The organism is Phytobacter sp. V69, from assembly GCF_965644215.1.
Lineage (GTDB): Bacteria > Pseudomonadota > Gammaproteobacteria > Enterobacterales > Enterobacteriaceae > Phytobacter.
Genome location: NZ_CBFFRL010000134.1, coordinates 1 through 13,616 on the forward strand (window position 1 = coordinate 1; position 13,616 = coordinate 13,616).

Genomic DNA, 13,616 nt, shown 5'->3' on the forward strand with positions numbered 1-13,616 from the left:
CTGTTAGGGCGCGGCTGGTAAGAGAGCCTTATAGGCGCATCAGAAAAACCTCCGGCTATGCCGGAGGATATTTATTGTCCTGAAATCAGACACACAAGGAAACAATTTATCCCTACTTTTATTGTGTAATTGTTCACATTTGTAGAGCAACATAATTTATCTGTAATCACATAATCACTCATATTAATTATTGTTTGCGCGACATTTATATACATCATGAATAGGGATGACTAAATGGCCGAAAAAAAACCCTCGGGAGTGCGCTGGCTCCCTTTAATTATTATCGTTGCTCTCGCAACCGGCCTCTGGCACGTTGCGCCGCCACAAGGACTTAGCGCTCAGGCCTGGCATTCCGCCATTGTCTTTGTCGCCACCATTGCCTCAATCGTCGCCAAAGTTCTGCCTATTGGCGCGGTCGGCATTATCGGGATTACCGTATTTGCCCTGACCTACGCTGCCGGGGACAAAACCGCCAATGGCGCTATCCTCACGGCGCTGAGTGAACTGAACAGTTCGCTAATCTGGCTTATCGTCGTCGCCTTTATGATTGCCCGCGGTTTTATCAAAACCGGGCTTGGCCGGCGTATCGCGCTGCAAATGATCCGCCTGCTCGGCAAGCGCACGCTGGGGCTGGCATACGGTCTGGCGTTTGCCGATCTGATCCTCTCCCCTGCCATGCCCAGCAATACCGCGCGCTGTGGCGGAGTTATCTACCCGATTGCCGACTCACTGGCGCGCAGTTTTAACTCCCATCCGGAAGATGAATCACGCAACAAAATCGGTACCTTTCTGATTACCTGCATCGGCAACGTCAATGATGTCACCGCCGCGCTGTTTATGACTGGCTATACCGGCAACCTGCTGGCGGTGAAGCTGGCGGCAAACGCGGGCGTCACGATAACCTGGGGCGGCTGGTTTATCGCCGCGCTGGCCCCGTGCGTGATCTCCCTGCTGATCGTGCCGGTGCTGGTCTACTGGATAACGCGCCCTGAAATAAAACACACCCCGGATGCCCCTGTTCTGGCCCAGAGTGAGATGGCGCTGATGGGGAAAATGAGCCGGGGCGAATGGCTGATGCTCGGCACCGTCCTGCTCCTGCTGATCCTGTGGATTTTCGGCGATACGCTGGGCGTGGACCCGACAACCGCATCTTTTGTCGGCCTGTCGGTGCTGTTACTTTCCGGTGTATTGAGCTGGGAAGATGTGAAAAGCGAGAAAGGGGCCTGGGATACGCTGATCTGGTTTGCGGCGCTGCTGATGATGGCAAACCAGTTGAAAAATCTCGGCTTCACCACCTGGTTCGGCGGGGTGATTGGTGACAGTATCGGCCATGCGATGGGCGGCACCAGTTGGGTGATTGTGCTGTTGCTGCTCAACGCCGCCTACTTCTATACCCACTACTTTTTCGCCAGCGGTAATGCGCAAATCGCCGCACTGTATGCCGTGTTCCTCGGCGTGGGGATTCACCTGAATATTCCCGCTGCGCCGATGGCGCTGATGCTGGCCTTTACCAGTAGCCTCTACTGCTCACTGACCCAGTACACCCATGCACGCGGCCCGATCCTGTTTGGTGCCGGTTATGTGCCGACCGGAACCTGGTGGCGCACGGGATTCTTAATCAGCTTGTTCAACCAGGCCGTGTTTATGACCATCGGTCTTGTCTGGTGGAAAATACTGGGGCTGTACTGATTCTCCCTTTCATGCCCGGCATCACTGCCGGGCTGATTTTCGCCACATCATTCCGTCTTGCGAGATTCTTGCATTGCTTTGAACGATGTTCGCTGGCAAATATTCGGCGGGATGCCTTCTTTGCTCGTCGATAACTGCGCCTGCGGTAATGTGCACAGCACGCCCACTTCCGACGGACTTGAACCGTAAGGCCCGCTCAGTCCATACGAAAGCACCACATCGTACTCCTGCCCCCGCGCACTGATGTTCAGCTGCGTCATATTCATTTTGTCGATGGGCCCGATGGGTAAAAAGAACGACCACTCGTGTTCGCCCTCAAAAGCGAAAAAACCTTCGCTATCGGTAACGGTACTGGGCCCAGGACGGTAGCTTTTTAGCATGATATTGGCCGCAGGCACCGGTTTTCCCGTGCTATCCAGCAGCCTGCCTTCCAGTGCGGGCTCAGACTGGGTGTAGGCAACGCACCCACTTTGTAATAACGCTAACAGCGCGACACCCTGCCAGAATCGTGTTGTCATCTCTCGCTCCTTGAATTCAGATGAACATCTCTTCGCATAGGAAGACTTACGCCTGCCTAAAGGCAATGCTACTCTGAGCACAGTACCCCAGAAAAAGAATCGACTATGCGAAAACTATTGGTATTGCTTTTTATTTGCAGCAATTCCGCGTTTGCTGAGTCACCTCAGCGTAGCGTGGAATTGCTCTACCAGCACTATGCGGATAATCAGGCCGGGGTTGTTTTTGATGCCACCGGCAAAGACCAGGTGATTTCCAGCAGACTGATGAAGGAAGTCGCAGAGGATCAGAAGCTAACGGTGGAGGGGGACGTGGGCTATCTGAATTACGATCCCATCTGCAACTGCCAGGATTATGACAATCTGGTGCTGGAACAGGTCGATATCGTGCCCCATGATGGCCAACACGTTGACGCCGTCGTCCGCTTCCGTCCGTTCAGCGATGGGCCGGAAACCGTCACGCAGACGCTGTCCCTGGTGGATGAAAACGGTCGCTGGCTGATTGACGATATCGTCAATGAAACCCAGAGCTTGTATCAGGGGATGAAAGATTATAACCACGAGCGGGAGCAGGAAGCTTTGAGCGATAAGGCGGCGGAGAAAAGTGCCGTCAGTTCACCCTCACCCCAGCCCTCTCCCTGACCGAAAGATGACCCGGATGCGGCGTAAAAACGCCTTATCCGGGCTACATTCATCCCCTCTCCCATCGGGAAAGGGGACTGAGCCAGCAGTTAACCCGCCTTACGCTTCACCGCTTTTTTCGTGTTATCGTTTTTCATCACGCTATTTTTCATCGCGCCAGCCTTCACCGCACCGCTTTTAACGGCACCACTCTTCGCAGTACCGCTTTTTGCGGTTTCACTGCGCGTTGAGCCGTTCTGACGCTGATGCACAATCGGCGTGTGCTTGGTCAGCGCCGGACGGGTATTGCGATTCTGACGACGCGCTTCACGCATTTCATCGAGCGTCGGGGCAGGCACCAGGCAATCGCGGCGTGAGCCAATCAGGTGCTTTTTCCCCATATCTTCCAGCGCCTGGCGAATCATCGGCCAGTTAGCCGGATCGTGGTAACGCAGCAGCGCTTTGTGCAGACGACGCTGTTTGTCGCCCTTCGGCACCACCACATCTTCACTCTTGTAGCCAATCTTACCGAGCGGGTTTTTCCCGGTGTAATACATGGTCGTCGAGTTGGCGAGCGGTGACGGGTAGAAGTTCTGCACCTGATCCAGACGGAAGCGGTGACGTTTGAGCCACAGCGCCAGGTTGACCATGTCTTCATCACGCGTACCCGGGTGCGCAGAGATAAAGTACGGGATCAGATACTGCTCTTTACCGGCCTGTTTCGAGAAGGTATCAAACAGCTCTTTGAAGCGGTCATAGCTGCCCATGCCCGGCTTCATCATCTTCGACAGCGGCCCTTCTTCGGTATGTTCCGGCGCAATCTTCAGATAGCCGCCCACGTGGTGGGTCGCCAGCTCTTTGATATAACGCGGATCTTCCACGGCGATGTCATAACGCACACCGGAGGCGATGAGGATCTTTTTGATACCTTTCAGATCGCGCGCGCGGCGGTACAGATTAATCGTCGGCTCATGGTTAGTATCCATGTGCTCGCAAATGCTCGGGTAAACGCACGACAGGCGGCGACAGGTCTGCTCCGCACGCGGCGACTTGCAGCGCAGCATATACATGTTGGCCGTTGGGCCACCCAGATCGGAGATAATGCCGGTAAAGCCCGGCACCGTGTCACGAATGGCTTCGATCTCGTTAATAATCGAGTCTTCGGAGCGGCTCTGAATGATGCGACCTTCGTGCTCGGTGATCGAACAGAAGGAGCAGCCGCCAAAGCAGCCACGCATGATGTTGATCGAGAAACGGATCATCTCATATGCCGGAATACGGCTGTTACCGTAGGCCGGATGCGGTACACGCTTGTACGGCAGGGCAAAAACGCTGTCCATCTCTTCGGTAGAGAGCGGAATCGCCGGCGGGTTAACCCAGATATAGCGGTCGCCGTGTTTTTGCATCAGCGCACGGGCGCAGCCCGGATTGGTTTCATGATGCAAAATACGCGAGGCATGGGCATACAGCACTTTGTCGGCTTTGACCTTTTCAAAAGACGGCAGTAGCACGTAGGTTTTTTCCCACGGCTTCGGACGCGGCGGCTGCACAACTACAACTTTCGCTTCGGCTTTCTTCGGCTCGACAGGTTTGTTATCCGCACACGGCAGATCGTCACCGTAGGGGTGCGGAATCGGGTCGATTTTGCCCGGCATATCAATGATGCGGGAATCCACACCGCTCCAGCCCGGCAGCGCTTCTTTCACCATGATCGCAGTGTTACGCACATCGCGGATCTGTGAGATAGGCTCGCCCTGCGACAGACGGTGTGCCACTTCCACCAGCGGACGTTCGCCGTTGCCGAACATCAGCATGTCGGCCTTGGAGTCCACCAGCACCGAGCGGCGCACGGTATCGGACCAGTAATCGTAATGGGCGGTACGCCGCAGGCTCGCTTCAATGCCGCCAAGAATAACCGGCACATCTTTCCAAGCTTCTTTGCAGCGTTGAGTATAGGCAAGCGTTGCGCGATCCGGGCGTTTGCCCGCTACGTTATCCGGGGTGTAGGCATCGTCATGGCGCAGCTTACGATCCGCCGTATAACGGTTGATCATCGAATCCATGTTACCTGCGGTTACGCCGAAGAACAGGTTCGGTTTGCCCAGACGCATAAAGTCGTCTTTACTGTTCCAGTCCGGCTGGGCAATGATGCCCACGCGGAAACCCTGGGCTTCCAGCATTCGGCCACAGATCGCCATACCGAAGCTTGGGTGATCGACATACGCATCGCCTGTAACCAGAATGATGTCGCAGCTATCCCAGCCAAGTTGGTCCATCTCTTCTCGCGACATCGGCAGAAACGGCGCTGGGCCAAAGCAGGCGGCCCAGTACTGCGGCCAGGAGAAAAGGTCACGATCCGGCTGGATCAGGGATATTGCGCTCATCTTGCTTCCAAAAAAGTGGCAAAAAAATAATCAAAGGGCGGGGATTATACGCCTGATCAATACGTGGATTGAAGGATTAAGTGTGGGGTTTTTCCCCTCCCCCTGGCCCTCTCCCCTATGGGGAGAGGGCCAGGGGGAGGGGTGTTATGCCGCCGGATTCACCAGCAACTGACCAATCGAACCGCGATCCGCCATCTCCAGCGTCTGGCTGCCGTACTGGAACGGAAAATGCGGCCATGACGGTTGACTGTAATAGACCAGCAGCTCAACCTGCCCGTCTACCCAGACGGTATCTTTCCAGCCGCGATCTTCCGGGAACGGCATCGCGCCATTCACGTTACGCACCTGGAACAGCACGCCTTCCATATGGAACGACTGTGGCATGTCCGCGCGCACCGTCCAGCGCTCCCACGTACCCTGCTGGGCGGTAATGTCGATACGCTGCGGATCCCACAGATGTCCGTTGATCCCCGGATCGCTGCCGAGCGTAATATCACGGCTGCGCGTCGGCGTGCCGGTCATGATGTCCGATGGCAACAGTCGCATCGGTAACGTATCCGTCACCAGTGGTAGTAACCCGGTCGGGCGCAGCGTCAGCACGAGGGTGGAAATCAGAATACTGGAAGGTTCAAAGAATCCGCGCAGACGATCCATGATGCCCGCCGCCTCACCACAGGTGAGCGACACTTCATCACCGTTCGTCATGTCGACGAGGATCTCACGGCGTTCACCCGGCGCCAGCGCCAGCTGTTTGATCGACACCGGCGCGGGCAGGAAACCCTGATCGCCGGAGATCACATGCAGCGGGCGCCCGTCGCTCATCTGCAACTGATAGCGGCGAGAGTTTGACGCATTAAGCAGGCGCAGACGCACCCAGCCACGCGACACTTCGACAAACGGACTTTGCGCGCCATTGACCATTAAGGTATCGCCCACGAAGCCACCGCTGCCCGGCTCGCTGTATTCCGGCGAACCGAAATTATCCAGCCGCTTGTCCTGAATAATGACCGGGAAATCATCCACGCCATAGTGGTTGGGAATGGGAAGAGACTTACTGACCTCATCTTCCACCAGCCACATCCCGGCGAGGCCATTGTAGACTTGCTGTGCGGTACGATTCGGCGTGTTGGCGTGATACCAGAGCGTGGCCGCACTTTGACGAATGGGCAGCACGGGCGCCCAGTCGTTATTGGCGGTCATCATCCGCGCGGCACCGCCGATTAACGGCCCTGGCACCTGCAGCCCGCTCACCGTCATCGAGACATTTTCCGTCAGACGGTTGCTGTAAATCATTTTGACGTCATCGCCGCTCCAGACGCGGATAGTCGGCCCAAGATAACGTCCGTTCACACCCCAGACCTGCGCCCGCGTTCCGGTGGCAAATGACCAGTGCGCGCGCTGGAGTGTCAGGAAAAGCGGCTGCCCGCGACGGGATTCAAGTAACGGAGGTATCGGCAACGGTGGTTGCTGCCCGGCGGCGTTCGCCCTCAGCGGTATCGCGCCTGCACAGAATGCAGCCCCGGATACCTGGATAAATTGACGCCGACTGAGTGACATAGTTGCTCCGTGTAAAAACTGAATAAACCGCGCGGGAAATCATTTCCCGGCATCAATATAGTAAGGGGGATTACACCCGACCCGTGGCCTCGCGCTCTGCCACTTCTTTATCCAATTCATCGATCTTCTTCGCCATCACGTCATGGCAATGCACAGCCAGTTCGCGAATCTGATCTTTACCGTAACCGCTGGTATCAATCGGCGGCAGCATTTCAACAATCACCAGCCCATTTTTGATGCGGTTAAGATTAATTTTGTTTGAGGTGGTGGACACACAAACAGGAATGATCGGTACACCTGCGGCGATGGCAGCATGGAACGCACCGGTTTTGAACGGCAGCAAACCACGCCCGCGGCTACGGGTACCTTCCGGGAACATCCAGACAGAAATATTGCGCTTCTGAATATGATTCACCACCTGTGCAATGGTGCCATGCGCCTTTGCCCGGTTGTTACGATCAATCAGCAGGTTGCCCGTCAGCCAGTAAAGCAAACCAAAAAATGGCACCCACAGCAGGCTCTTTTTGCCGACCGTAACGGTTGGCGGTTGCACGATGTTAGAAGCGGTGACCATATCGTAGTTGTTCTGGTGATTCGCGATATAGATAGCCTTGTCATGCTGCTCGTAACCCTGCGGGAAACGCTTTTCAACCTTTAAGCCGAATACCGGTGCCAGACGGCCAAACATGTGCCCGAAAGTCGCCACATGCTTCGGATTACGCGGGCTAAACAGGCAGTAAAGAGAACCAAAGATACACACCAGAATGGAATAAATAACAACGATGATTAAGCGAACAATAAATAGCATAGCTACCTCGAAAACCCATCCCTATGTGCATAAACACTAGCCTGCAACACTCAGGCCTGGTTAGATGCGGGGTCATAAAAACGTATTGTTAATCGCAACTCTGGAATAAACAACGCTTTTACGGGAAAAATTAGTCATTCCCCTACCGAATGGTAGGGGATGAATACAGACCGGTTACTCTTCGCTGTTTCCGGCACTGGGGCGGGACGGTGAATCAATCTCAACACGGTCGATACGCTGTAACCCGCGCATCAATGTCCCACGGCGGCCACGTTCGCCCTGCACTTTCTGCAGTTCTTCCGGGCGCAGTTTGATTTTACGTTTACCCACATGGATAGTCAGCGTGCTCTGCGGCGGCAGCAGATAGAGATGTGCCAGGCCATCTTCGCCTTTCGCCGCCTCTGCCGACGGAATGCCGATAATCTTGTTGCCCTTGCCTTTCGACAACTGCGGCAAATCCCCCACCGGGAACATCAGCATGCGGCCCGCCGTGGTGATCGCCAGCAGCATATCCGCATCGTTTTCAATTTCCAGCGGCGACATTACACGAGAGTTTTCCGGCAGACTGATCAGCGTTTTACCCGCACGGTTACGCGCTACCAGATCATTGAAGGTACAGACAAAGCCGTAGCCAGCATCGCTCGCCATCAGCAGTTTCTGCTCTTCGTTGGTCATCACCATATGCTCAACAACGGCACCCGGTGGCAGGGTCAGTTTGCCGGTTAACGGCTCCCCTTGCCCACGTGCGGAAGGCAACGTGATTGGGTCGATGGCGTAGCTGCGCCCGGTTGAGTCAATGAAGACCACCGGCTGATTGCTCTTACCTTTCGCCGACGCTTTCCAGCTGTCGCCCGCTTTATAACTTAAGCCCTGCGCATCGATATCATGGCCTTTGGCGCTGCGTACCCAGCCCATTTGCGACAGCACGATAGTAACCGGCTCAGACGGTTGCATATCGTGTTCATTCATCGCCTTCGCTTCTTCGCGCTCTTGCAGCGGCGAACGGCGGTCGTCGCCAAAGGCATCGGAATCGGCCTGCAGCTCTTTCTTGAGCAGGTTATTCATCTTGCGCTCGGAGGCGAGGATCGCCTGCAGTTGATCGCGCTCTTTCGCCAGCTCGTCCTGCTCGCCGCGAATTTTCATCTCTTCGAGTTTCGCGAGGTGGCGCAATTTCAGCTCGAGGATGGCTTCAGCCTGGGTCTCGCTGATGTCAAAACGCGACATCAGAACCTGCTTCGGCTCATCTTCGGTACGAATGATATGGATAACTTCGTCGATGTTGAGGAACGCCACCAGCAAGCCTTCAAGGATATGCAGGCGCTTGAGCACTTTCTCCAGACGATAGTTCAGGCGACGACGCACCGTATCGCGACGGAACGCCAGCCATTCGGTGAGAATTTCCAGCAGGTTTTTCACCGCCGGACGCCCGTCCAGACCGATCATGTTCAGGTTGATGCGGTAGCTTTTTTCCAGATCGGTGGTGGCGAACAGGTGATGCATCACCGGCTCCATATCCACACGGTTAGAACGCGGCACAATCACCAGACGGGTCGGGTTTTCGTGGTCGGATTCGTCGCGCAGGTCATCCACCATCGGCAGCTTTTTGTTGCGCATCTGAGCGGCAATTTGCTCCAGCACTTTGGCACCGGAAACCTGGTGTGGCAGCGCGGTAATCACCACCGCACCGTCTTCTTTTTTCCACACCGCACGCATACGCACGGAGCCGCGGCCATTTTCGTAAATCTTACGAATCTCGGCGCGTGAGGTGATGATTTCCGCTTCGGTCGGATAATCCGGACCCTGGACGATATCCAGAATCTGGTCGAGGGTGGTTTTCGGCTGCTCAATCAGGGTGATCGCCGCTTTCGCTACTTCACGCAGGTTGTGCGGCGGAATATCGGTCGCCATCCCCACCGCGATGCCGGTGGTACCGTTCAGCAGAATGTTGGGCAGGCGCGCAGGCAGCATTTTCGGCTCCTGCATGGTGCCGTCAAAGTTCGGTACCCAGTCTGCCGTACCCTGCCCCAGTTCACCGAGTAGCACTTCGGCGTATTTGGACAAACGGGATTCGGTATAACGCATGGCGGCGAAGGATTTCGGATCATCCGGCGCCCCCCAGTTCCCCTGCCCGTCAACCAGTGGGTAACGATAGGAGAACGGCTGCGCCATCAAGACCATGGCTTCGTAACAGGCGCTGTCGCCGTGTGGGTGATATTTACCCAATACGTCACCCACGGTACGGGCGGATTTTTTGAATTTGGCGCTGGCGCTCAGCCCCAATTCAGACATAGCGTAAACAATGCGACGCTGAACAGGTTTCAGGCCATCACCGATAAACGGCAACGCACGGTCCATGATGACGTACATGGAGTAGTTCAGATACGCGTTTTCCGTAAATTCATGTAGCGCAAGGCGCTCTGCCATATCGCTCATTAAGTGTGATTCCTCAACGTGTGCGTCCGCCTTTTCGGCGGCAATATTGCCGCAGATACTAACCTATCTGTGAGGTTAAGGCATAGTGATGCGCGTACAAAACCGATCATAGCAGGCGACTTTCGCCTGACCACAAGCAGTTTAGTGGCTTCTCAAAATGAAAGCGCCCGCCGGGGATTTCACCGTTCACCACGCCAAAGGCATTCTCCGGTATGGCCTGTGCAACGGTGGCACAAATATCAAAGCGGAAAGCGTCAGCAGGTACTGATGCGGGATCGTCCCACGCAATACCGTATGTCGCATAACGCTCAACCGGCGACAGTCCGCTGCTTCGCCGCCACTCAATAAAGGTTGCCGCGCTGGCATTCACCTGCGCCGGATCTCCCCGGTGTTTTAACATTGCCACTGGCGTGGTCGGGAACACCACTGTGTTGATTTCATTCATTGTTCGCTCCTGTGTAACGTTTTTCGGTACACGTCGGTGCCAGTCCACCCAGTCCGGTTCCAGACGGAACTGACGAGGACTGGCACCTAACGCCGTTTTGAAGGCGCGACTGAACGACTCCGGATTTTGAAAGTCGGCATCCAGGGCGATATCGATAATTTTATCGTGCGGGTTAAACGCCAGCCGCCATGAGGCGTGACGCAGCCGCAGCCACTGGATATAGCGATACAGCGGTAACCCGCTCCAGGCCGAAAACATCCGGTGAAAATGAAAAGGCGAACAGTGGGCTATCGCGCTTAACTCTTCCAGTGACAACGGGCCGTCAGGTGGCGTTCAATATGGTGGCAAACCGCCCCGAAACGGGCAGAAAACACCTCACTACAATTGTCGTTCATCGCATCCTCCTGACGCCTACTTTGGCGTTTCCGCGAAGAGTAATCCTGACCGATCTTGCGCATTATCTCCCGCCCATCGGGATTATTGCTTAAAACGCAAAAGTCTTTGCACGCTTTGCCAGTTTTGTCATCGACGGATGCGGGATAAAATCAGCGGTATTAACGTTTCGCTAAGGACAAAAAATGAGCAATATCCTGATTATCAATGGCGCGAAAAAATTCGCCCACTCCAATGGTCAACTGAATGACACCCTGACCTCTACCGCCGAAAGTTTCCTGCGCGATAACGGACACGCGGTTAAAAGCGTACGTACCGACGGTGAGTACGATAATAAAGAAGAAGTGCAGAATTTTCTTTGGGCTGACGTCGTTATCTGGCAGATGCCAGGTTGGTGGATGGGTGCACCCTGGACCGTGAAAAAATACATGGACGATGTGTTTACCGAAGGCCACGGCGCGCTGTATGCCAGCGATGGCCGCACCCGCTCTGACGGTGCCAAAAAATACGGTTCCGGCGGTCTGATTCAGGGGAAAAAATACATGCTGTCCCTGACCTGGAACGCGCCGATGGAAGCCTTCACCGACGAAGAGCAGTTCTTCCATGGCGTCGGCGTTGACGGCGTTTATCTGCCGTTCCACAAAGCGAACCAGTTCCTTGGGATGGAAGCCCTGCCGAGCTTTATCGCCAATGACGTGATCAAAATGCCAGATGTGCCGCGTTATATTGCGGAATATCGCAAGCATCTTGCGGAGATTTTTGGTTAACTGTGAAGCTGGACTTAGAAGGAGTTAACCATGTTGACAGTGATTGCTGAAATTCGTACCCGTCCTGGCCAGCACCATCGCCAGGCGGTCCTTGATCAATTCGCAAAGATTATTCCAACGGTGTTGCAGGAAGAAGGTTGCCACGGCTATGCGCCATTGGTTGACCATGCGGCAGGCGTCAGTTTCCAGACAACCGCACCGGACTCCATCATCATGGTGGAAAGCTGGGAGAGCGTGGCGCATTTAGAAGCGCATCTGCAAACGCCGCATATGAAAGCCTGGAGCGAAGCCGTGAAAGCCGATGTGCTGGAAACGCACATCCGCATTCTGGAGCAAGGGGTTTAATCTCCTCGCAGTGCCCCGGATGCGGCAACGCCTCACCCGGGTATCTCAAGTAGCCCGGATAAGGCGACGCCGCATCCGGGACAAAACCCGCACTCACTACCAGTACAGCTTCCAGCTCTCGCTAAAACGCATTAACGCCTCAACATAGAAATAATCCCCCCAGCTACAGCACTCATCCACCCCTTTATCACTGGAAAGATGGTACACCGAATGCTTAAGCAGGCCGTTAGTTGGCTCGTTTTTCCCGGCCAGATAGTGCTTGCCCAGTGACGACATAATACGCATCGCCCACTGCTGATAACGTTCGCGATCCGGGTCGGTAACCGGTAAATGTTTGACCAGCTCCAGCAGGCCGCAGACCGCAATCGCCGCAGAAGAGGAGTCGCGCAGCGCGTCGGTCCCCACCAGTGCCAAATCCCAGTGACACACCGCATCTTCCGGCAGACGATTCAAAAAGTAGTTCGCCAGCCGTTTTGACAGGGCCACCATCTCTTTATCGCCGGTATAAATGAAGCTCAGCAGGAAACCGTAAATCCCCCACGCCTGCCCGCGTGACCAGCAAGAATCATCGGCGTAACCTTGCTGGGTGTTACCGTAGCGCGGCTGGCCGGTCTGCACATCCATATAGTAGGTATGGAAGGTCGAGGCATCTTCGCGGATAAGATAAGTCGCCGCCTGCCGGACATGGGCCTGCGCCGCCTGTGCAAAACGCGGGTCACCGGTTTGCTCGCTCGTCCAGTACAGCAGCGGCAGGTTCATATTGCAGTCGATGATCATCCGCCCGGCCTGCTGCGGGTCTTTAAGATCGCCCCACGCCTGAATGATCTGCGCCTTTGCGTGAAAACGTTCAAGCAGCGCCTCGGCGGCCTGCAGGGCAAACCCGCGCGCATCGCGGTTACCCGTTAAACGCCAGGCGGCAACGCAGGAGAGCGTATAAAGAAAGCCGAGGTCGTGCGTGTTGGTGTCGCTGCGCCCCGCAATGCGCAGGCCAAATGAACGCACATTTTTTTCCGCCATTGCGCGAAACGCCGGGTCACCGCTCATCTCCCACGCCAGCCACAGTTGTCCGGTCCAGAAACTGGTGGTCCACTCAACGTTATCGGTCAGCGGGTAATAGCCCTTCTCGCAGGTCTCTGCGGGAAACTTCTCACCGAATTCCGTTAAATGACGGCGAATCAGCTCAAGGGTGTGTTGACGTGCGCTGTCCAGCTCATCAGAAAACGCCTGCCGATTAAACGGCGCACCAGGACATTCACGTAACGGCTCCTCAACGATTTTACTTAACATATTTCGGTTCCTTGTTTTACTGGCAGTCATGGCCGGGAATTAACGTGAAAGGTTATTTCCAGCAATATCTAAAGGGGAATGCTGTCGCCATTTACTCTGGCAGGCGGAAAGCGTTATTGCAGAGATGGCGGTAAAGGCCAGCACAATCGATCCCATAATGATGTAGGTATTTTCAAAGCCAATGCGGTCATACAATAATCCCGCCGGTGAAGAGACCACCACATTGCCGACATACAACATGGCCTGATAGCCCAAAAAATACATGGTGGCATTAACACGCTTATCGAAATGCTCAGAGCGAATTCAGATAATAAGTGCAACGCTCGGACATGATTGTGGAGAGTGTAGGAGGAAGGGTTAACTACCGATAAG

General features: G+C 55.1%; 10 protein-coding genes and 2 pseudogenes. 4 read left to right on the forward strand and 8 right to left on the reverse strand.

Annotated elements, in window-relative coordinates:
* The first annotated feature begins 234 nt into the window (after nt 1-234).
* Complete coding sequence (locus ACSZPU_RS17495; protein WP_499001334.1) at nt 235-1,689, forward strand: DASS family sodium-coupled anion symporter; 1,455 nt, start codon at nt 235-237, stop codon at nt 1,687-1,689.
* 47 nt (nt 1,690-1,736) lie between these two features.
* Here the strand turns inward: ACSZPU_RS17495 and ACSZPU_RS17500 are convergent, their stop codons facing one another.
* A complete protein-coding gene (locus ACSZPU_RS17500) occupies nt 1,737-2,207 on the reverse strand; it encodes a carboxypeptidase-like regulatory domain-containing protein (protein ID WP_499001336.1) in 471 nt (156 codons plus the stop codon).
* Nucleotides 2,208-2,312: 105 nt separating this feature from the next.
* Between ACSZPU_RS17500 and ACSZPU_RS17505 the strand changes: the two genes are divergently transcribed.
* Nucleotides 2,313-2,846, forward strand: coding sequence for a DUF3828 domain-containing protein (locus ACSZPU_RS17505; RefSeq protein ID WP_499001337.1), 534 nt, complete (start codon nt 2,313-2,315; stop codon nt 2,844-2,846).
* A gap of 89 nt (nt 2,847-2,935) precedes the next feature.
* Here the strand turns inward: ACSZPU_RS17505 and ACSZPU_RS17510 are convergent, their stop codons facing one another.
* The 5 genes and pseudogenes from ACSZPU_RS17510 to ACSZPU_RS17530 form a co-directional block, all read right to left on the reverse strand.
* On the reverse strand, nt 2,936-5,209 hold the full coding sequence (locus ACSZPU_RS17510; RefSeq protein ID WP_499001339.1) for a YgiQ family radical SAM protein: 2,274 nt from the start codon (nt 5,207-5,209) through the stop codon (nt 2,936-2,938).
* A gap of 144 nt (nt 5,210-5,353) precedes the next feature.
* Nucleotides 5,354-6,766, reverse strand: a complete 1,413-nt coding sequence (ftsP, locus tag ACSZPU_RS17515) for a cell division protein FtsP (RefSeq protein ID WP_499001340.1) — start codon at nt 6,764-6,766, stop codon at nt 5,354-5,356.
* A 70-nt stretch (nt 6,767-6,836) separates the two neighbouring features.
* Complete coding sequence (locus tag ACSZPU_RS17520) at nt 6,837-7,574, reverse strand: 1-acylglycerol-3-phosphate O-acyltransferase (RefSeq protein ID WP_499001342.1); 738 nt, start codon at nt 7,572-7,574, stop codon at nt 6,837-6,839.
* A gap of 174 nt (nt 7,575-7,748) precedes the next feature.
* Nucleotides 7,749-10,007, reverse strand: a complete 2,259-nt coding sequence (gene parC, locus ACSZPU_RS17525) for a DNA topoisomerase IV subunit A (RefSeq protein WP_499001344.1) — start codon at nt 10,005-10,007, stop codon at nt 7,749-7,751.
* 163 nt (nt 10,008-10,170) lie between these two features.
* Nucleotides 10,171-10,847 (reverse strand): annotated as a pseudogene (locus ACSZPU_RS17530) (AraC family transcriptional regulator); the annotation flags it as partial.
* Between the two features lie 183 nt (nt 10,848-11,030).
* Here ACSZPU_RS17530 and ACSZPU_RS17535 point away from each other — a divergent pair.
* A complete protein-coding gene (locus ACSZPU_RS17535; protein WP_499001346.1) occupies nt 11,031-11,612 on the forward strand; it encodes an NAD(P)H-dependent oxidoreductase in 582 nt (193 codons plus the stop codon).
* A 30-nt stretch (nt 11,613-11,642) separates the two neighbouring features.
* Nucleotides 11,643-11,957: a putative quinol monooxygenase gene (locus ACSZPU_RS17540; RefSeq protein ID WP_499001348.1), complete on the forward strand. Its 315-nt coding sequence runs from the start codon at nt 11,643-11,645 to the stop codon at nt 11,955-11,957.
* A gap of 96 nt (nt 11,958-12,053) precedes the next feature.
* On the opposite strand, the gene ACSZPU_RS17545 is transcribed toward ACSZPU_RS17540, so the two are convergent.
* The gene (locus tag ACSZPU_RS17545; protein WP_499001349.1) at nt 12,054-13,244 is read right to left on the reverse strand and encodes a glycoside hydrolase family 88 protein; all 1,191 of its coding nucleotides are present in this window, start codon (nt 13,242-13,244) and stop codon (nt 12,054-12,056) included.
* Between the two features lie 39 nt (nt 13,245-13,283).
* A pseudogene (locus ACSZPU_RS17550) lies at nt 13,284-13,541 on the reverse strand (MFS transporter); the annotation flags it as partial.
* Nucleotides 13,542-13,616 lie beyond the last annotated feature (75 nt).

Coding starts and splice junctions, on each gene's coding strand:
- ACSZPU_RS17510 (WP_499001339.1), bottom strand. CDS start 5,209: ATGAGCGCAATATCCCTGATCCAGCCGGATCGTGACCTTTTCTCCTGG.
- ftsP (WP_499001340.1), bottom strand. CDS start 6,766: ATGTCACTCAGTCGGCGTCAATTTATCCAGGTATCCGGGGCTGCATTC.
- ACSZPU_RS17495 (WP_499001334.1), top strand. CDS start 235: ATGGCCGAAAAAAAACCCTCGGGAGTGCGCTGGCTCCCTTTAATTATT.
- ACSZPU_RS17520 (WP_499001342.1), bottom strand. CDS start 7,574: ATGCTATTTATTGTTCGCTTAATCATCGTTGTTATTTATTCCATTCTG.
- ACSZPU_RS17535 (WP_499001346.1), top strand. CDS start 11,031: ATGAGCAATATCCTGATTATCAATGGCGCGAAAAAATTCGCCCACTCC.
- ACSZPU_RS17505 (WP_499001337.1), top strand. CDS start 2,313: ATGCGAAAACTATTGGTATTGCTTTTTATTTGCAGCAATTCCGCGTTT.
- ACSZPU_RS17540 (WP_499001348.1), top strand. CDS start 11,643: ATGTTGACAGTGATTGCTGAAATTCGTACCCGTCCTGGCCAGCACCAT.
- ACSZPU_RS17500 (WP_499001336.1), bottom strand. CDS start 2,207: ATGACAACACGATTCTGGCAGGGTGTCGCGCTGTTAGCGTTATTACAA.
- parC (WP_499001344.1), bottom strand. CDS start 10,007: ATGAGCGATATGGCAGAGCGCCTTGCGCTACATGAATTTACGGAAAAC.
- ACSZPU_RS17545 (WP_499001349.1), bottom strand. CDS start 13,244: ATGTTAAGTAAAATCGTTGAGGAGCCGTTACGTGAATGTCCTGGTGCG.